Source organism: Methylobacterium frigidaeris, assembly GCF_022179185.1.
GTDB classification, from domain to species: Bacteria; Pseudomonadota; Alphaproteobacteria; order Rhizobiales; family Beijerinckiaceae; genus Methylobacterium; species Methylobacterium frigidaeris.
Genome location: NZ_BPQJ01000003.1, coordinates 176,363 through 194,497 on the forward strand (window position 1 = coordinate 176,363; position 18,135 = coordinate 194,497).

At 71.0% G+C, this 18,135-nt stretch carries 19 protein-coding genes; 12 read left to right on the forward strand and 7 right to left on the reverse strand.

The features are described 5' to 3' along the window. Window positions 1-5: 5 nt before the first annotated feature. From MFF64_RS04375 to MFF64_RS04390, 4 genes are all read right to left on the reverse strand, one after another. Window positions 6-488, reverse strand: coding sequence for a GNAT family N-acetyltransferase (locus tag MFF64_RS04375; RefSeq protein WP_099906357.1), 483 nt, complete (start codon window positions 486-488; stop codon window positions 6-8). 11 nt (window positions 489-499) lie between these two features. Then, a complete protein-coding gene (gene tsaB / locus MFF64_RS04380; protein WP_099906355.1) occupies window positions 500-1,198 on the reverse strand; it encodes a tRNA (adenosine(37)-N6)-threonylcarbamoyltransferase complex dimerization subunit type 1 TsaB in 699 nt (232 codons plus the stop codon). Window positions 1,199-1,414: 216 nt separating this feature from the next. Beyond that, window positions 1,415-1,981, reverse strand: a complete 567-nt coding sequence (locus tag MFF64_RS04385; RefSeq protein WP_099906353.1) for a NifU family protein — start codon at window positions 1,979-1,981, stop codon at window positions 1,415-1,417. Between the two features lie 132 nt (window positions 1,982-2,113). After that, on the reverse strand, window positions 2,114-2,617 hold the full coding sequence (locus tag MFF64_RS04390) for a universal stress protein (RefSeq protein ID WP_099906351.1): 504 nt from the start codon (window positions 2,615-2,617) through the stop codon (window positions 2,114-2,116). A 456-nt stretch (window positions 2,618-3,073) separates the two neighbouring features. Here MFF64_RS04390 and MFF64_RS04395 point away from each other — a divergent pair, with 456 nt between their 5' ends. From MFF64_RS04395 to MFF64_RS04410, 4 genes are read left to right on the forward strand one after another with little or no spacing between them, the layout of a single operon-like run. Continuing rightward, on the forward strand, window positions 3,074-3,628 hold the full coding sequence (locus MFF64_RS04395) for a SiaB family protein kinase (protein WP_099906349.1): 555 nt from the start codon (window positions 3,074-3,076) through the stop codon (window positions 3,626-3,628). An 11-nt stretch (window positions 3,629-3,639) separates the two neighbouring features. Further along, on the forward strand, window positions 3,640-4,026 hold the full coding sequence (locus MFF64_RS04400; protein WP_099906347.1) for a DUF1987 domain-containing protein: 387 nt from the start codon (window positions 3,640-3,642) through the stop codon (window positions 4,024-4,026). After that, on the forward strand, window positions 4,023-4,955 hold the full coding sequence (locus tag MFF64_RS04405; RefSeq protein WP_238189774.1) for a GGDEF domain-containing protein: 933 nt from the start codon (window positions 4,023-4,025) through the stop codon (window positions 4,953-4,955). The genes MFF64_RS04400 and MFF64_RS04405 overlap by 4 nt, the downstream gene beginning before the upstream one ends. Next, window positions 4,952-6,628 carry a SpoIIE family protein phosphatase gene (locus tag MFF64_RS04410; RefSeq protein ID WP_238189776.1) on the forward strand — a complete coding sequence of 559 codons (1,677 nt, stop codon included), beginning with the start codon at window positions 4,952-4,954 and terminating at the stop codon, window positions 6,626-6,628. The genes MFF64_RS04405 and MFF64_RS04410 overlap by 4 nt, the downstream gene beginning before the upstream one ends. Window positions 6,629-6,677: 49 nt before the next feature. Here the strand turns inward: MFF64_RS04410 and MFF64_RS04415 are convergent, their stop codons facing one another. Continuing rightward, complete coding sequence (locus tag MFF64_RS04415; protein ID WP_099904472.1) at window positions 6,678-6,974, reverse strand: GCG_CRPN prefix-to-repeats domain-containing protein; 297 nt, start codon at window positions 6,972-6,974, stop codon at window positions 6,678-6,680. 264 nt (window positions 6,975-7,238) lie between these two features. Between MFF64_RS04415 and rplS the strand changes: the two genes are divergently transcribed. After that, complete coding sequence (gene rplS / locus MFF64_RS04420) at window positions 7,239-7,637, forward strand: 50S ribosomal protein L19 (protein WP_093567864.1); 399 nt, start codon at window positions 7,239-7,241, stop codon at window positions 7,635-7,637. Between the two features lie 74 nt (window positions 7,638-7,711). On the opposite strand, the gene MFF64_RS04425 is transcribed toward rplS, so the two are convergent. Beyond that, window positions 7,712-8,524, reverse strand: a complete 813-nt coding sequence (locus MFF64_RS04425) for a WecB/TagA/CpsF family glycosyltransferase (protein WP_099904474.1) — start codon at window positions 8,522-8,524, stop codon at window positions 7,712-7,714. Window positions 8,525-8,772: 248 nt separating this feature from the next. Between MFF64_RS04425 and MFF64_RS04430 the strand changes: the two genes are divergently transcribed. From MFF64_RS04430 to MFF64_RS04455, 6 genes are all read left to right on the forward strand, one after another. Next, window positions 8,773-9,264, forward strand: a complete 492-nt coding sequence (locus MFF64_RS04430) for an acyltransferase (RefSeq protein WP_273557138.1) — start codon at window positions 8,773-8,775, stop codon at window positions 9,262-9,264. Continuing rightward, window positions 9,261-10,292 (forward strand): Gfo/Idh/MocA family protein, encoded by a 1,032-nt coding sequence (locus MFF64_RS04435; protein WP_238189779.1) that lies wholly within the window; start codon window positions 9,261-9,263, stop codon window positions 10,290-10,292. Before MFF64_RS04430 ends, MFF64_RS04435 begins: the two co-directional genes overlap by 4 nt. Further along, the gene (locus MFF64_RS04440; RefSeq protein ID WP_099903675.1) at window positions 10,292-11,407 is read left to right on the forward strand and encodes a DegT/DnrJ/EryC1/StrS family aminotransferase; all 1,116 of its coding nucleotides are present in this window, start codon (window positions 10,292-10,294) and stop codon (window positions 11,405-11,407) included. The genes MFF64_RS04435 and MFF64_RS04440 overlap by 1 nt, the downstream gene beginning before the upstream one ends. Next, window positions 11,391-12,416, forward strand: coding sequence for an NAD-dependent epimerase/dehydratase family protein (locus MFF64_RS04445; protein WP_099903677.1), 1,026 nt, complete (start codon window positions 11,391-11,393; stop codon window positions 12,414-12,416). Before MFF64_RS04440 ends, MFF64_RS04445 begins: the two co-directional genes overlap by 17 nt. Beyond that, entirely contained in the window at window positions 12,413-13,573 is a 1,161-nt protein-coding gene (locus MFF64_RS04450) for a DegT/DnrJ/EryC1/StrS family aminotransferase (protein ID WP_238189781.1), read from the forward strand. The genes MFF64_RS04445 and MFF64_RS04450 overlap by 4 nt, the downstream gene beginning before the upstream one ends. A gap of 859 nt (window positions 13,574-14,432) precedes the next feature. Then, window positions 14,433-15,194, forward strand: coding sequence for a response regulator transcription factor (locus MFF64_RS04455; protein WP_133123430.1), 762 nt, complete (start codon window positions 14,433-14,435; stop codon window positions 15,192-15,194). Between the two features lie 425 nt (window positions 15,195-15,619). On the opposite strand, the gene MFF64_RS04460 is transcribed toward MFF64_RS04455, so the two are convergent. Then, on the reverse strand, window positions 15,620-16,759 hold the full coding sequence (locus MFF64_RS04460) for a hypothetical protein (protein ID WP_133123727.1): 1,140 nt from the start codon (window positions 16,757-16,759) through the stop codon (window positions 15,620-15,622). A gap of 266 nt (window positions 16,760-17,025) precedes the next feature. Between MFF64_RS04460 and MFF64_RS04465 the strand changes: the two genes are divergently transcribed. Continuing rightward, window positions 17,026-18,099 (forward strand): glycosyltransferase family 4 protein, encoded by a 1,074-nt coding sequence (locus MFF64_RS04465; RefSeq protein WP_165795875.1) that lies wholly within the window; start codon window positions 17,026-17,028, stop codon window positions 18,097-18,099. The last annotated feature ends 36 nt before the right edge of the window (window positions 18,100-18,135 follow it).

An 18,135-nucleotide genomic window follows, 5' to 3' on the forward strand; every position in this document is an offset into this window, starting at 1 on the left:
CGGCGTCAGCCCAAAGCCACCTGCATCATGATCGCGTTGGCGCGGCTCCCGTCGGGCCGCGCGTAGTAGCTCGCCCGGCGGCCGGTTTCGGCGAAGCCGAACCGGCGGTAGAGGGCGAGCGCCGGGGCGTTGCCGTCATCGACCTCGAGATGGACCCGGCGCACGCCCGCATCCTCGAGGGCGACGAGGTGCGACCGGAGGAGCTGGCGGCTCAGGCCGGCGCCGCGGGAGGCGGGACCGAGCACGATGGTGAGGATCTCGGCCTCGTCGAGCACCTGGCGCGAGAGCACGAAGCCGCCGATCACCGTGCCCAGCATCAGGGCGTGGGCGGCGTGGCCGCGCTCGCACAGCATGCGCTCGAACTCGTCCGCCTCCCAGGGCCGCGCGAAGGCGGTGGCGTGGAGCGCCGCGAGCTCCCCGGCCCGGTCGGCCGAGATCAGGGGCGCGACATGGGCGGTCGGGGGGGAGCGGAACGGCATCCACTTCATCGGGGTCTCCGTCAGCGGCGGGCGAGGCGGGCATGGTCCTGCGGCTGGGCGTCCGGCCCGCGCAGGTAGAGGGGACGAGCGAGCGCATGAGCCGGGTCGGCGACGAGGCCGAGGGAGGCCACCCAGGCGATCTGCGGGGCGATATGGCCCTCCGGCACCACGGCGCGGTTCCCCTGCGCGGCGGCAGCCGCCGCCAGCGCCGGGGCGGCCGAGCCGGCGAGCGCCGCGGGGCCTGGCCCGAGGAGCCGCACAGCCTCGGCCAGCGGCAGCAGGGTCGGCGGCACGGCGATGCCGCCGTCCTGGCTCAGGGCCTGGAAGTAGACGTGGCCGTGGCGGGCATCGATCGCGGCGGCGAGCAGGTAGCCCTGGCCGAGATAATCCTCCTCGGCGGCGAGCAGCGGCGCCAGCAGGGCCGACAGGGTGGTGACGCCGACGACCGGGATGCCGCAGGCGAGCCCCACCGCCCGGGCGGCCGAGAGGCCGACCCGGAGTCCCGTATAGGAGCCGGGGCCCACCGTGACGGCGACCCGGTCCAGGCTCTCGAACCCGCCCTCGACCCGGGCGATCACCCGCTCCACGAGGGGCAGCAGCGCCTCGGCATGGCCGCGCGCGAGGTCCATGCTCTCCTGCGCCAGGGGCTCGGGCGAGTCGTCCGCCATGATGCAGGCCGCGCAGCGCTCGAGCGCCGTGTCGATGGCCAGGATACGCACTGCCTCAGGCTCCGCCCTCTCGCGCCCGCGGGTTCGAACGCCGCGGCCGGGTCCGTGCCGCTGCTGGAGTCCCAGCTTGGCACGCACAGGTTAACACAAGAAGGACCGCCCCGCGTATGGCGGGGCGGCCCGGTTCGGCTCAGCCTTTAGATCATCCGCCGCGGCGGGGGAAACCGCCCGGCGGCGGAAACGCGACGTCTCAGACGCCGCGCGGGCTCACGAGACGGCCTGGACCTCGCGCACGTCCGGCAGGAAGTGGCGGAAGAGGTTCTGCACGCCCTGGCGCAGGGTAGCGGTGGAGGACGGGCAGCCCGAGCAGGCACCCTTCATCTCCAGGAAGACCACGCCATCGCGAAAGCCCCGGAAGGTGATGTCGCCGCCGTCGCCGGCCACCGCCGGGCGCACCCGGGTCTCGAGCAGGTCCTTGATGGTGGCCACCGTATCGGCGTCGGCCTCGTCGAAGAACTCCTCCGCCGCCTCCTCGGGGGCGTGGCCGGCCTCGAGGACCGGAGCCCCCGACATGAAGTGCTCCATGATGGCGCCGAGCACCGCGGGCTTGACCTGCGGCCAGCCGGGCTCGCCCTCGGCCTTGGTCACCGAGATGAAGTCGTGGCCGAGATAGACGCCGGAGACGCCGGACACGCCGAACAGGGCGCGGGCGAGCGGCGAGCGCGCCGCCGCGCCCTCGTCCCGTGCCTCGAAGGTGCCGTCGGCCAGCACGACCTTGCCGGGCAGGAACTTCAGGGTGGCGGGGTTCGGGGTGGCTTCGGTCTGGATGAACATCGGTGATCCTCGAAAAGTTCTCTGCGCCGGTTCAAGGCCGGCCGGGAACGGCGCGCGACCGTCAGGGGCCGCCGCGCCTGCCGGCAGATGTGGACCCGAACGTGCGAAAGCTCAATGGATCCGCGCGGCTTCTCACCCGGCGAGTGCTGTGATCTCCGCCTCGCTCAAGGCTCCCGGCACGATGACGACCGGCACCGGGAAGCTGCCGGCGCTGCGCCCGGCGATCGAGGTGACGAGGGGGCCTGGCCCGTCGCTGCCGGCGGCGGCGCCGAGCACCAGGAAGGCGATGTCCTCGTCGGCCTCGATCTGACGCAGGATCGCGTCGGCGCGCTCGCCAGTGCGCACCACTAACTCGGGATCGACACCTGCGGCCTGCCGCGCCGCCGCCGCCAGCGCCTCCAGGCGCTCGGTCGTCTCGGCCTCGGCCTCGGCCCGCATCGCGTCGCCGACCCCGAGCCATTCCATCGTCTCGGGCGGCTCCGCCACCGCCAGCATCACCACCCGGGCCCCGAGCCGCGCCGCCCGGCGCACGGCGAAATGCACCGCGCGGTCGCATTCCGGCGTCTCGTCAACCAGCACCATGAACTTGAGCCGATGCCCGGCCTCGAAGGACCGGCGCCGCTTGATCTCGACCATGCCCGGACGCGCTCCGCCGACGATGCGATGCTGCCCGGCGATGCTGCCCGCGCGGCCGCCCGCCCGCAAGGGGGCGGGGCCCTGCGGGCATGGGCGCGGGTGCGGGCGTCTCGGCGACGTCCCGCGAATCACCCGAACGAATCAGGGGGACAAACCCGGGGAGGACGCTTCGCCGGCGGCCTGCCATCGGCGTTGGCTGCGACGCGATTGAATCGCCCGGGGCGTACCCTGCAGCAGGATCGACGTAGATTGCACAACCGGCAAGCAAGTCGCAGGGTTTTTCAGCACATTCTGGACGGGAAATCACCCTCCGGCGATCGCGCGACGATTTTTTCTTCGATTCCGGGCGGGACTTCCCTCCCTCGACGCAGTAACACTCTGGTCAGCCCCAGCGGGCTAACATGTCGTCTGGCCGGCCCAGGGCCGAACCAAGGGCGGCTCGGGCTGGAGAGAGCGGTGCTCGCAACTGACTTCATGGCGTTCCACGAGGCGTCCCGGCGCAACGGGATCATCCTGTCGTTCGGCGGCGACCTGTCCGAGAACGTGCTGTTCTCCCTCGGCGAGGTGCTGAAGCTGCGCATGCAGCAGGGCGCCACCGACGCGGCGGTGTCCAAGCGCGTCTTCTCGATCTTCGTCGAGCAGGTCCAGAACGTCATCCGCTACTCCGCCGACAAGCTCGTGCCTCACGGCTCTCCCGAGGGTGGCATGGTGAGTGCCGGCCTGATCGTGGTCGGGATCGAGGCTGGGCGCTTCTTCGTCGCCTGCGGCAACGAGGTGCCGGGCGAGCACGTCACGAGCTTGCGCGCCCGGCTCGACCACATCGCCGGCCTGTCGGGAGAGGAGCTGAAGAAGTACTACCGCGAGCGGCTGCGCCAGCCCGCCGACGAGGGCAGCCTCGGCGGCAGCATCGGGCTGATCGAGATCGCCCGGCGCTCCAGCGCCCCGGTCGAGTACGACTTCCAGGCGCGCGGCGATGATCGCTGCTTCTTCTGCCTCAAGGCCTTCATCTGAGGCGCGCGACGATGGACCGGATCCAGATCCCCGCCACCAGCCGCTCGCCGCTGGTCGATTTCGACTTTCCCGCCGGGCGCCTGCTCCTGCGCGGCGAGTCCTACCCGGAAGACGCCGCCGCCTTCTATGGCCCGCTGCTCCAGGCCCTGCGCGCCTGCCTGGACGAGGAGGGCGGGCCGCTGATCGTCGACGTGGCCCTGTCGTACTTCAACTCGTCGAGCGCCAAGGCCTTGATGAACCTGTTCATGCCCCTCGAGGATGCCGCCGAGGAGGGCCGGGAGGTGACGATCCGCTGGCTCTACGCCCAGGGGGACGACACCATCGCGGAGGCCGGCGAGGATTTCGCGGCAGATTTCTCGCATGCCCGGTTCGAGATGGTGCAGGAGACGGCGGCATGACGACCAGGCCGGGCCCGGGGCGCATGGCGGGCGAGACGCCCCCGGAGCCCGATGCGAGAGAGAGAGAGGCGGACGAGCGGGACGCGGGCAAGAGGAGTGACGGCGGCAAGCGCGCCGGCCGACCGGCCAACGTCTTCAGCCTGTTCGACAACGAGGAGGCCGTCCTCGACCGGACCGAGGTGATGCTGACCCAGCTCGCCGCGGTGGCGGACGGGGTGAAGGTGCTGGCCGAGGCCTATCGCCGGGGCTACCGCGAGCAGCGCCGGCTGGTGCGCCTGAGCGACCGGATGCAGGCCGACCTGCAGAAGGCCAACAAGCGCCTCGCCGAGCAGCAGCGCGACCTGCAATCCCTCAACCACGCCCTCTCGGACGAGATCGAGACCAGCGCCCGCCTGGAGGCGGAGCTGCGCCGGCTCGCCGATACCGACCCCCTGACCGGGGCCCTCGCCCGCCGGCGCTTCCTGGAGGTCTGCGCCCGGGACTGGCCGCGCCGCCCCGGGCAGAATGCCTGCCTGCTGATGCTCGACCTCGACCGGTTCAAGCTCGTCAACGACAGCCACGGCCACGCCGCCGGGGATGCGGCGCTGATCGCCTTCGTCTCCGCCTGCCGCTCGGCCCTGCGCTCCCTCGATGCCGTCGGGCGGCTCGGGGGCGAGGAATTCGCGGTCCTGCTGGTCGAGACCGGACCCGAGGACGGGACGGCGATCGCCGAGCGCATCCGCGCCGCCGTCGCGGCGAATCCGGGCGCCACCGAGGCCGGGCCCATCGGCATCACGGTCAGCATCGGCCTCGCGGCGGCCGCGCCGGAGGAGAGCCTGCAGGCGGCGATGCGCCGGGCCGACGCCGCGCTCTACGCAGCCAAGCATGGCGGCCGCAACCGGGTGGAGCGGGCGCCCTGTCCGGACACCGCGCCGGAGACCGCCCGTTGAGCGGCGAGCCGCTGGCACAGGGCACGTCCCGCCGCGGCGGCTCCCTGCGGGGCGCCGGGCCGATGCGCCGGGGCGACGCGCTCGCCGATCTCGGCTTCACCGAGGTGCCGACGACGCAGGATGGCGGCGCCGACACGATGCGCCCGGGGGCGCTGCGCGGCGCTGCCCGCGGCCGCAACCTGGACGGGCTCGCCCATGCCCTGTTCCTGCGCCTCTCGCCGGTGATCGCGGCCGTGGTGCTCGCGACTCAGGTTGTGATCGCCTGGGTCAATTACGGCGATCAGATCCGGATCGAAGGCGTGCGGGCCCAGATGATGGCGGACATGACCGCCCGGGCCCTCGCCCGGCCGGGCTGGGCCACCGCCTATGATCCCCAGCTTCAGGCTCTCGCGCTCGATCCGGCCTTTCGCTACGCGGTTCTGCGCGACGCGTCCGGCAGCATGGTCGGGCGGCTCGGCGAGGAGCCGCGGGGGCGCAACTTCGAGCGGATCCAGGTCTCGGCCGAGATCAATCCCGGCCCGGCGGACCAGCCCGCCGGCAGCCTGACCCTGGCCCTGTCGGCGGAGGGCCTGCGGGCCAATGCCGAGAAGCAGTTCGTGATGGTGCTGGGTGCCAGCCTGGCGCTGATCCTGGCTTTCGCGCTCGCCTTGCGGCTGGCGGTGGGGCGCCATGTCCTGGCGCCCCTGCGCCGGCTCCTGTCGGCCATGGGGCAGGTCGAGCATAAGGAGTGGGTCACGGTCGACCTCGCCGGCCGCCATCGGCCGAGCCGCGAGATCGCCGACATCTCCGCCGCCTTCAACCGCATGGTCGAGGGCCTGAGGAGCGGCGACGAGGCCCGCCACCTGCTGGCCGAGCTGGAGCGCACCCATGCGCGGCTCGCCGAGGCGAACGGCCTGGTGATGGAGAGCTTAGGGTATGCCCGCCGCATCCAGCAGGCGGTACTGCCGGGGGCCAATGCCCTGCGCGAGGCCGGGCTCGAGGTCGCGGTGCTCTGGGAGCCGCTGCACGTCGTCGGCGGCGACTATTACTGGCTCGAGGAGATCGACGGCCTCGGCATCGTGGTGGTGGCCGATTGCACCGGCCACGGCGTGCCCGGCGCCTTCCTGACCCTGATCGTCGCGACCGCTCTCGACCGGATCCTGCACGACCAGGGCTTGCGTCGTCCGGAGGCGATCCTGGCCGCCCTTGATGGCGTGGTGCGGGCGCGGCTGCGGCAGGACGCGGGGGCGTCCGGGGGAGCGCCGGACGGGTCGGATGACGGTCTCGATTGCGGGATCTGCGTCATCGACCGGGCGAGCGGCACGCTCGACTTCGCCGGCGCGGGCCTCGCCCTGACGATGCTGGTCGATGGGGAAATCACCCGGATCAAGGGCCGGCGCCACGGCCTCGGCTACCGGCGCACCGGGCGGGAGGAGGCGCTGGCCGGTACGACCGTCCGGCTCCGCGACGGCCAGACCTTCTTCCTGATGACGGACGGGGTCAGCGACCAGATGGGCGGGATGTCCCGGCGGCTCCTCGGCCATCGCGGTGTCGCCGAGATCCTGGGGAGGCACCGGGACCTGCCCCTCGCCGAGCAGGTGGCGGCCCTGGAGACGGCGCTCGCCGTCCATCGCGGAGCAGAACCTTGCCGGGACGACATGGCCCTGGTGGCGTTCCGGCCAACGATGGGATGAGCCAAGGCGGGGAGCCATCGAGGTCCCCGCCCGAATCACGCGTCGCCGATCAGAACCGGCAGATCCGGCGCGGCCCGTACGGTGTCGGGCGGACGAAGCAGCGGCGGCCATAGACCCGCGGCGGACCGTAGAAGCGGCGACCGTATATCGGCCGGCAACGGCCGTAGGGCCCACGGGCGAAGCCGGGGCCGCAGCCCTGGGCGACCTGCGTCACGGGCGCCTCGGGGGCCAGCAGGCCGGTGAGGCCGGTGAGGCCGGGCCCGGCCGGGGCGGCGTTCGCGGGAGCAGCAGCGAGACCGCCGAACGCCAGGGCAGCGAGACCGACGATCTTCCAACGCATCAGCATGGCGGATGGTTCTCCGTGTGGTCCTCGGACCTCAAGGGTCCTCGGAGCGGCCGGCACCGGGGCAGTACCGCGCCGAGCGGAGGCAACACGGCCGGCGCCGCTCGGTTCCCGTCTCGCCGTCGCGCCTCATGAAAAATGCCGTGCCGGCGCGTGTCGACAAGCCGCGGCCGTTCCTGTAAGGAGCCGGCAACTCACAACAGGACGCCGAAATCCTGACGCCGGAACCCATCCCGGGGCGCGGCGGCGACGGCAGGAGTTTGACCGATGAACATCATCCAGCAGCTCGAGCAGGAGCAGATCGCTCAGCTCAACAAGACGATCCCCGACTTCGAGCCCGGCGACACGGTCATCGTGAACGTCAAGGTGAAGGAAGGTGAGCGCAGCCGCGTCCAGGCCTACGAGGGCGTCGTGATCGCCCGCTCGGGCGGCGGCATCAACGAGAGCTTCACCGTCCGCAAGATCTCCTACGGCGAGGGCGTCGAGCGCGTCTTCCCGATCTACTCGCCGAACATCGATTCGATCAAGGTGGTCCGCCGCGGCAAGGTGCGTCGCGCCAAGCTGTATTACCTGCGCGATCGCCGCGGCAAGTCGGCCCGCATCGCCGAGCGCGCCGAGCGCGGCGCCGAGAAGGGCAAGACCAAGAAGCCCGCCGCCGCCGAGTAAGAGCCTTCGCCGTCATCGCGAAGCCGAAGAGGCCGCCTCCCCCACCGGGTCGAGGCGGCCTTTTCGCGTGTGAGCTACCCGGCTCCCAGGGCCCCGGGCCCGAACCCGGCCTTGCGCGCGAGGCCCGCCTCCTGCCGGAACTGCAGCTGCAGCCCGCCGACCTTGAGCGCGCCGGAGCGGGTGAGCCGGGTCAGCGGCCCCAGCATCGACAAGAGGAAGCCGGCATCCGAGGCGTAGCGGCCGGCCAGGCGCCGGGGATTGCTCGCGAGCCGCCAAGCCCATTCGAGGCCGGTGCGGCGCAGGAAGGCCGGCGAGCGGGTCTGCTTGCCGAGCGCGAACTCGAAGGCGGCGCCGCAGCACAGGATCGAGGGCTCGACGAGGCCGGCGCGGCGCAGGCGCAAGGCCAGCATCTCGCTCTGCGGCGCACCGACGGCGATGAACACCATGTCGGGCGCGGCCTCCCGCACCCGGGCGATCACCTCGGCCACCGCCGCCGGGTCGTGGATGAAGCCGAAGGGCGGGCGCACCACGTCAAGGCGCCGGCTCGCCATCACGGAAGCCGCCTCTTCTGCCGTGATGTTGCCGATCACCAGGACCGAGCGGTCGCGCAAGCTGCGCCGGGCCGAGAGATGCTGCACCAGGTCGCTGCCCGTTGCCACGGTCATGCGCCGGCGCAGGAAGCAGGTGTTCAGGAGATTGCTGTCGAGGGTGACGATCGAGGCCTGGCGGTAGCTCTCGCGGAATTCCGGCTCCCGTGCCAGGAGCCGCATATGCATCATGTTGAGGGTGAAGACCGTGGTGCGGCCCCTACCCAAGGCCGTCGCCAGGGCGTCGAAGCTCAGGCCCCGGACCACGCAGGTCGGGGCTTTGTCCGCTAAGGTCGGCATGAGGGTGCTCCTTCGCGGACGAGTGTCGGAATCTGCCCCCTCCCCTGCCCAGAGCGGAAAACGGCGAGGCACTGCTCCCCGCCGGATTGGTCGTGATCGTGGAGTTTACGTCCGAAGCGGTAGCAAGACCGGACCGTTCTGGCGTCGATCGGGGTGATTAGGGTGTAACGCGTACCCTCGCATTGGCACGATTACTTGGCCGCGCCGGCCGCCTAGCGTCCCAGCACAGTGATGTGACGGGGGACGGAATGCCGGTCGTGAATGCGAGGATCGATGCCAGCGCCGAATTGGCCGATCCCGCCCTCGTCAACGTCTATGGCTGCACGGTCGGCCCGGGCACGCGGATCGAACCCTTCGTGGAGATCCAGCGCGGCGCCTCGGTCGGGGCGCGCTGCCGGATCGGTGCCAACGCCTTCCTGTGCGAGGGCGTGAGCCTGGAGGACGACGTCGCGATCGGTCCCGGCGTGATGTTCACCAACGACCGCCATCCCCGCGCCGTCACGGCGGCCGGCACCCTGATGGGGCCGGAGGACTGGACGCTTGAGGCGACCCGGGTCGGGGCCGGCGCGGTCATCGGCGCCAATTCCACGATCTTGTGCGGCCTCTCGATCGGCGCGGGTGCCTGGATCGCACCCGGATCGGTCGTCACCCGCGACGTGCCGCCCGGCGCATCCGTCGCCGGCGTGCCCGCCACCCCCTCTCACCCCTCTTCCCTGCTCAACCCCGCGGAGGCGTCATGATCGGGATCGGAGTCATCGGTTACGGCTATTTCGGGCCGAACATCGCCCGCTGCGTCGCGGAGGCGAACGGCACGACCCTGAAGGCGATCGCCGATCCGTCGCCAGCCGCGCAAGCACGCGCCGCCACCCGCCATCCGGGGGTGACGATCGACGACAGCTGGCAGCGCATGCTGACCGATCCGGAGATCGACGCGGTCGCCATCGCGACGCCGACCCGGCTGCACTACGAGATCGCGCTCGCCGCGCTCATGGCCGGCAAGCACGTGCTGGTCGAGAAGCCGATCACGCCGACCTCCCGCGAGGCGGCCCGCCTCGTCGCCGAGGCGGCCAAGCGCCGCCTCACGCTCATGGTCGATCACACCTTCGTGTATACCGGCGCGGTCCAGAAGATCCGCGAGCTGATCGATACCGGTGTCACCGGTGACCTGTTCTACTATGACTCGACGCGGATCAACTTCGGCCTGTTCCAGGACGACGTGAACGTGATCTGGGATCTGGCGGTCCACGACCTCGCCATTCTGGACTACCTGCTGCCGGCGGAGACGCTGGCGATCTCGGCGACCGGCGCCGGCCACATCAAGGGCAGCCCGGAGAACCTCGCCCACATCACCCTCTATCTCGAGGGCGGGGTCACCGCGCATCTGAATGTCAACTGGCTCGCCCCGGTGAAGATCCGCCGCACCCTGATCGGCGGCAGCCGCCGGATGATCGTCTTCGACGACATGGAGCCGAGCGAGAAGGTCAAGGTCTACGACCGCGGCGTCGAGTTCCACGACAAGCCCTCGCCGGAGGAGATCCGGCGCATCCTGCCGGCCTACCGCATGGGCGACGTCTGGACCCCGCACATCCCGGTGAAGGAGGCGCTCGTCACCGAGGTCGAGCACTTCGCCCGCTGCATCACCCAGGGCGAGACCCCGCTCACCTCCGGCGAGAGCGGGCTGCGCGTGGTGCGCCTGCTCGAGGCCGCCTCGCAGTCCCTGGCCCAGCGCGGCCATCCGATCGACCTGTCTCCCCTGAGGGCTGCCTGATGATCCCGCTTCTCGACCTCGAGGCCCAGTACCGGGCCGTGCAGGAGCCCCTGGAGGAGGCGGTGCTGGCGGTGCTCCGCAGCGGCGCCTACGTGCTCGGGCCCCAGGTCGCCGCCTTCGAGCGCGATTTCGCGGCCCATTGCGGGACCGCGGAGGCCGTGTCGGTGAGCACCGGCACCGCTGCCCTCCATCTCGGGCTGATCGCCGCCGGGGTGCGCCCCGGCGACGAGGTGATCACCGTCGGCATGACCTTCGTGGCCACCGTCGCGGCGATTCTCTATGCCGGCGCCAAGCCCGTCCTGGTGGACGTCGATCCCCAGACCTACACCATGGATCCGGCGGCGTTCGCGGCGGCGATCACGCCCCGCACCCGCGCCGTGGTGCCGGTCCACCTGCACGGGCGGCTCGCCGACATGGCGGCGATCGGTTCGATCGCCGAGCGTCACGGCATCACGGTGGTGGAGGATGCTGCCCAAGCCCACGGCGCCGAGCGGGGCGGACAGCGGGCCGGTGCCTTCGGGACGGTCGGCTGCTTCAGCTTCTACCCTGGCAAGAATCTCGGCGCTTGCGGCGAGGGCGGGGCGATCACCACCTCCGATCCCGACATCGCCAGGACCCTGCGCTCACTGCGGGATTGGGGCCAGGAGGGACGCTACAACCACGTCCGCCCAGGCTTCAACTATCGCCTCGACACCGTGCAGGCGGCGGCTTTGGCCGTGAAGCTGCGCTACCTCGACGGCTGGACCGACGGGCGGCGGCGGGCGGCCGCGCGCTACGACGCGCTCTTGACCCAGGCCGGGCTCAAGGCCCCGAAGGCCGGCGGGCGCGACCACGTCTATCACGTCTACGCCGTGCGGGTGCCGGACCGGGACGCGGTGCGGGCCCGGATGCAGGAGGCGGGCGTTGCCACCGGCATCCACTACCCGAAGGCGGTGCATCATCAGCCGGCCTATGCCGACCGGGTGCGCCTCGGCACGCCCTGCCCGGTCTCGGAGGCGCTGGCCGGCGAGTGGCTGTCCCTGCCGCTCTTCCCCGAGATCACCGAGCGCCAGATCGCGACCGTCGTCGCGGCCCTCACCGACAGTCTGGGAGACGGTTATGCTGAAGCCGTGTGAGCCCTCTCGCGAACTGGGCCGCGTCCTCGTCACCGGCGGTGCCGGCTTCGTCGGCTCCCACATCGTCGACCTCCTGGTCGCCCGCAGCTGCCGCGAGATCGTGGTGGTCGACAACCTGGTCCGGGGCCGGACCGAGAACCTGTCCGGCGCCATGGCCTCGGGCGCGGTCGAGCTCGTCATCGGCGACATCCGCGACCGCGACCTGATGGCCGGGCTGGTGGCGGGCTGCGACACCGTCTTCCACCAGGCGGCGCTCCGCATCACCCACTGCGCCGCCGAGCCGCGCGAGGCGATCGAGGTGATGGTCGATGCCACCGCCTCCCTCGTCGAACTCTGCGTCGCGGAAGAGGTGGGCAAGGTAGTCTACGCCTCCTCGGCCTCGGTCTACGGCATGGCGACGACCTTCCCGACCCCGGAGACCGAGCCGCATTCCGGCAACCGCACGCTGTACGGCGCGGCCAAGAGCTTCGGCGAGGGCCTGCTGCGATCGTACAACGACATGAACGGACTCGACTACGTGGCATTGCGCTATTTCAACGTCTACGGCCCGCGCATGGACCTGCACGGGCGCTACACCGAAGTCCTGATCCGCTGGATGGAGCGGATCGCCAGGGGCGAGCCGCCGCTGATCTTCGGCGACGGCCTGCAGACCATGGACTTCATCGACGTGCGCGACGTCGCCCGGGCCAACATCCTGGCGGCTCTCTCCTCGGCGAGCGACGTGGCGCTCAATATCGGGCGAGCCGAGGAGACCTCGCTCCTCGAACTAGCGCAACGCCTTGCCGCGGTGATGGGCCGGCCGGACCTGGTGCCGGTCCACGAGGCCGAGCGCAGCGTCAACCCGGTGCCCCGGCGGCTCGCCGATGTGCGCCTCGCCCGGGAGCTCACCGGCTTCCAGGCCGGAATCGGTCTCGACGAGGGCCTCGACGCCCTGGTCGCCTGGTGGCGGGCCAACCGCACACCGGCGTCGACCCCTCGCCCCGCCCCCGTGATGGAGCTCGCCTCGTGATCCCGATCATCAAGCCGAGCCTCGGCGAGGCCGAGGTCGAGGCGGCGAGCGCCGTCATCCGCTCCGGCTGGCTCACGCAGGGGCCGCAGGTCGCCTCCTTCGAGGCCGAGTTCGCAGCCGCGGTCGGTGCGCCCCACGCCTGCGCGGTCTCGAACTGCACCACGGCCCTGCACCTAGGCCTGCTCGCCGCCGGCGTCGGGCCCGGCGACGAGGTCATCACCGTCAGCCACACCTTCATCGCCTGCGCCAACGCCATCCGGCAATGCGGGGCCGAGCCGGTGCTGGTCGACATCGATCCCGTCACCCTCACCATCGACCCGGACCTGGCGGAAGCCGCGGTCACGCCGCGCACCAAGGCGATCCTCGCGGTGCACCAGATCGGCATGCCCTGCGACATGGGCCGGCTGGTCGGCATCGCGCGACGGCACGGCCTGCGCCTCGTCGAGGACGCCGCCTGCGCCATCGGCTCGGAGATCCGGGTCGACGGGGAGTGGCAGCGGATCGGCCGGCCGCTCGGGGACGTCGCCTGCTTCTCGATGCATCCGCGCAAGATCCTCACCACCGGCGAGGGCGGCATGCTGGTCACCCGCCACGCCGCCTGGGACCGGCAATTCCGGCTCTGGCGCCAGCACGGCATGGGCGTATCGGACGTTGCCCGCCACGCCAGCCGCGCCGTGGTGTTCGAGGATTACCCCACGACCGGATACAACTACCGATTGACCGACCTTCAGGCGGCGATCGGCCGGGTGCAGCTCGCGCGGCTCGACGCCATCGTGGCGGAGCGCCGGCGCCTCGCCGGCCTTTACGCGGAGGCGCTGGCGGGCTTGGCCCTCGCGGTCCCGGCCGAGCCGGACTGGGCCCGATCGAACTGGCAGAGCTATGCCGTGCGCCTGGGCGAGGGGGCCGATCAAGTTGCGGTGATGCAGGGCCTGCTCGACCGCGGCATCGCCAGCCGCCGCGGCGTGATGTGCATCCATCTCGAGCCGGCCTATGCCAACCTGAGCTTGCGCGCGCCCCTCCCCCATTCGGAGGCCGCGCGCGACCGCTGCATCCTGCTGCCGCTCTATGCCGGCATGGGGGAAGAGACCGTCCACGCCGTCGCGAGCGCCCTGGCGGACGCCCTGGCGGGTCGCCCAGCCCTGCCCCTCAGCGCCTAAGCCCCTGGTGCCTCGCCGAGACGCAGCAGCGGCGGGCGTGAGCCCGCCGCTTTTCTTTTCTGGTCTGGATCGACGCGTTGCAACAATTACCGTTAAAAATTATCAAACGATATGGTTGACTGAACATGCCTCTGATGATTGTTGAGCACGGCTGAAGCGCGCTGCCTTAGAGCGGCAATGTCAGATTATATACATAGATTAGTGTATGGGGGCGACGATGAGATGGATCGAGGACGACGGGTGGATGCCGTTCTCCGCCTGCTTCCTGCCAGGATCGGCGCATGCTGCGCCGTTCTGGAAGCCGCCGTCCGAGAACCGGGCCGCCGCTGACGCGCGGCGGTGCTGATCCGTCACGGTCCAGACATGTGCCGACAGCCCGTGGCACGAGGGGCTTCACGCCGATTCGTCAAACGTTGAAGACAAATATTATCTGAGTATAAGACGCCCGGGGACAATCCGATGTCCTGTCGGGCGTCTTTGCGCGCTTGCACAACATGCTGTAACGTCAATACTGTTCCTGGGTGGATCGCGCAATACACGTCTTGCGTGTGTATCAAAGAGCTGATTTTTGGCGTGGATCAATCAAAGCTGCAGCACTCATCAGTGCAAGTCGGCCTAGATCACCATATTAAGGATTGTAACTGTTCTTTGGGCGTGTTAGGACTGAAATCAGGAGGGGCGGGCGGATGCGGCGGCCAGATCGACTGGATCATGCAGTCGAGGGCTCGGTGGCGCCGGCTGCCTTCACAGATCGGTTCCGGAAAAGGGATGGCATCGCGCGGTTTTGCCGTGTCGTGACCATCGCTCCGAGAGACGCATCCAACAATAATGATCGATCGTACAGTGGTGGAGGTGAAGCATGTCGACGCCTGCTCTCGTTGATTACGGCCTCGCTTCGCGGGGCCGCAGACTGGTCGAAGTGAGTGACACCGTGGTGGAGGCGTTCGAGTCCGGCGAAGAGGTCGGCTTGAAGCCTGCCATCGCGATCATCGAGCCGCGGCAGCTGGTGCGGGAATGCCTGCGCAACTGCCTCGCCGAAGCAATCCCGGACCACGACGTCGTGACCTTCGCGTCGATCGACGAGTGGGAGCGGGGCAACGTCGGCCACAAGACCGGCGACCTAGTGGTGCTCTACTACGATCCCCGCGAGGCCGGCCGCGGCGCCGCCCAGCGCGAGGCCGCCCTGCGCTCGCGGATCGGGCCGAATACCAGCCTGGTCCTGCTCTGCGACAGCGAGGATCCGGGCGAGATCGTCGAGCGCCTCAACGAGGGCGCCCGCGGCTACATCCCCACCAATGTCAGCCTGAAGGTGGCGATCGAGGCGATGCGCCTGGTGCGGGCCGGTGGCGTCTTCGTGCCGGCGAGCTGCCTGCTGCAGCGCCGGGGCGGGCCCGAGGAAGCCGGCACGGCCGATCCCCGCAGCCAGTTCACTCCGCGCCAGACCGCGGTGCTGGAACAGCTGCAGAAGGGCAAGGCGAACAAGATCATCGCCTTCGAGCTCAACATGAAGGAGAGCACCGTCAAGGTGCACGTCCGCAACATCATGCGCAAGGTCGGCGCGACCAACCGGACCGAAGTGGCGATCCGGGCATTCGAATCCCGCACCGACCTCAAGCTGTAGCCCAGGGGGCGCGGGGGAGATCTTCCGCGCGGTCCCGCCCGGGGCGAGTCCCCGCTATCCCATCGTGTTGCCCGTCCTCCGACGCGGTCGAGCCGGCCGGCGTCGGATTATCATTTCATCGCTGAGCAGCCGCGACCTGATGGTGCTCAACGTCATCGATCCGGGATGGGCTCTCTTTATAGTTTCAGTCGGTAGATCTACGGCTCTTCTGAACGGGCTGATCATTCATCGTGATCCTACCCTTTCCCGGACGACCGCAGCGCCAGCGCACGGAGATCCGGAATCCGGCCGTCAGACCTGCCGCGAAGCGGCTCCCCCGGTGGCAGACGTCAGGACGCGTCGCGACTTCCTGCGCTGGATCGCGTGCCGCTTCGCTGCCGTCGTCCGGGAGCGGGGGCGGAACGACGAGAAGTCCGGCAGGCTCCTCACTCGCCCTTGAGCGGCGGCGGCGGGGCGGTCACGCGGGGGCCGGGGCCGCCCGGATGGGCGGCGTCGTTGTTGGTCACCATCGCCAGGACCGACAGGATCTTGTCCTTGTCCGATTGCAGGTGGTTGATCTGCTGCTCGGTGCAGCCCTCCTCCAGGTAGGCGATCACCAGGGTGCGGGCGGCGGTGTCGGTGATGTAGCCGCCGAAATCCTGGAACGCCCGGGCGAGCGCCCGCCCCTCCGGGGTCGTGAGGCCGAGGCGGCCGAGATCGACCTGCGGCGGGATCGCGAACAGCGCCCCCATCGGGATCACGCCGGTATGCGCATTGTGCCCGCCCCCGTCGGTGGAGGAGGCCGGCCAGACGATACGGGTCGGGCTCGCCTGGCTGGTGCTCGCCGCCATCGCGATGGCGTGGCGGATCTCGCCCCGGTCGAGCTCGGCCCGGCGCACCAGGCCGCCGACGAGCGAGCCGCCGAAGGCGCGCACGCCCTCCGCGGCGCCGGGCGTCGCGGCGATGCCGCTGCCGCGCAGGTCGGTGCGGACGAGGTACTGCGCCGAGTAGAGGTTGCGGGCCGGGTCGTGGGCGCCGAGCCACATCTCGTAGGCGTAGCGGCCCTCCGCGTCGACGAGCACCGCGTGCCGGTCGGTGCCGCCCAGGAACGCGATGCCGGGCGGGGTGCGCAAGGTGAACCGGCCGCCGCCCGGGCTGCCGCCGTGGGGCCAAGGCACGGTCGGCGGTCGTCCGCGATAGGTCCAGGTCCGCTCCGGGTCGTTCGGCCCCTGGCGGTAGATCCCGAAGGCGTGGCCGCCGATCCACGCATAGGCCCCCGCCGGCCCGCCGGCATTCTGGTTGCGCAGGAGCGCCGTCTCGGCGGCGTCGCCGGGCTGGAACGTGGCCCCGCGGCCGAGCGGCGTGTTCCAGATGCTCGTCGACGCGAAGGGCTGCGCCACCGGATCGCGGAACGGGTCTTCGGCCCGCGCAGGGGCGGTCAGCAGGGCGAGACCGAGCGCCAGGCAGGCCTGTGTCGGCAGGCCGACGCTTCGTCCGCCGAGGGTCCTGCCGGGTCGCGGATCCCGGTCGCAGAACCGGCCGCCACGTCTGCGGAATCGGCTTGTGGCGGCAGCGGAACGGTGCATCGGCGCGGATCTCCCGGCAGCAACGACGGCAGGGTAGCGGGCCGGCGCGTCGCGCGAAGCGTCGCCTTCGGGGCGCCTGCCGCCCCGGATCTCAACCGGACGGTGCGCCGCCTCTGCACCTTTCGGTGGTACCCGCCGCCTTTCTCGGGGGACGAGCCGCCGGATTGTCCCGCTCCGGCTCAGTCTGGCGGCGATTAAGCTCCCCGGTTGCGGCCTCGGCCGTGCTCGAGCGAGGAAGCGGGTCGACCATGACGGCAGGCGGTTCGATGCAGTGGATCCTCGCGGTTCCCTTCCTGCAAGACGAGGGCGGCGACTGGATTCCCCGCCATGTCGGCGGGCCCCATCGCTTCGTGACGGCACCGGCGCCCTATTCCCACGACCGTTCGCGGGCCGTGACCGGCGCGTCGGAATGGTCCGACTACCTGCGCCACGCCTGGCAGGCCTGGCGCCTGGTGCGGGCGGCGCCCCGGGGCAGCGCCGGCCTGATGACCGGCTTCCCGCAGCTCGCCGTGACCGCGGCCCTGCTCAAGCGCATCCTCGGGCGGCGGGACGTGCCCCTCGTCGCCTGGTGCTTCAACCTCGGCCGGACGCCGGGGGGCTGGAAGGCGCGCCTCGCCCGGGCGGTGCTGGACCAGGTCGACGTGTTCGTGGTGCATTCCCGCCGCGAGGTCGCGCTCTACGCCGAATGGCTGAACCTGCCCCGCGACCGGTTCGTGTTCGTGCCCCTGTCGATCCACGACGAGCCGCGCGAGACGCACGAGGACGAGGCCGCGCCCTTCGTGCTCGCCATGGGCTCGGCCAACCGGGATTACGCCACCCTGGCGGCCGCGATCGCGCCGCTGGGCCTGCCCACCGTGATCGTCGCCGGCGCTCACGCCGTCGCGGGCCTCGATCTCCCGCCGAACGTCACGGTGCGCAGCGGCCTCACCATCGCCGAGTGCCACGACCTGTGCGGCCGGGCCCGGGTCAACGTCGTGCCCCTGCGCAACACCGCCTTCACCTCGGGCCAGGTCACGGTGCTCGAGGCGATGATGCTGGGAAAGCCCGTCGTGGCGACCCGCGCCGCCGGGACCGAGGATTACGTGATCGAGGGCGAGAACGGCTTCCTGGTGCCGCCGGAGGACCCCGCTTCCCTCGCCGCCGCCATCGCGGCCCTGTGGGACGATCCCGCCGCCCGGAGCCGCCTCGGCGCGGGCGCGCGCCGCACCGTCGCGGAGGGCACCACCTTCCCGGCGGTCGCACCCGCGATGGCGGCGGTGCTCGAGACGGCGCGGGTACGGGCGGCGGGCCTGCCGGGCCCCGCGGTATCGGGTGGTTCGTCGCGGATCCAGGTCGGTTGACCGACGCCCGAGAGCCTTGATCGCTTCGAGCGGCGC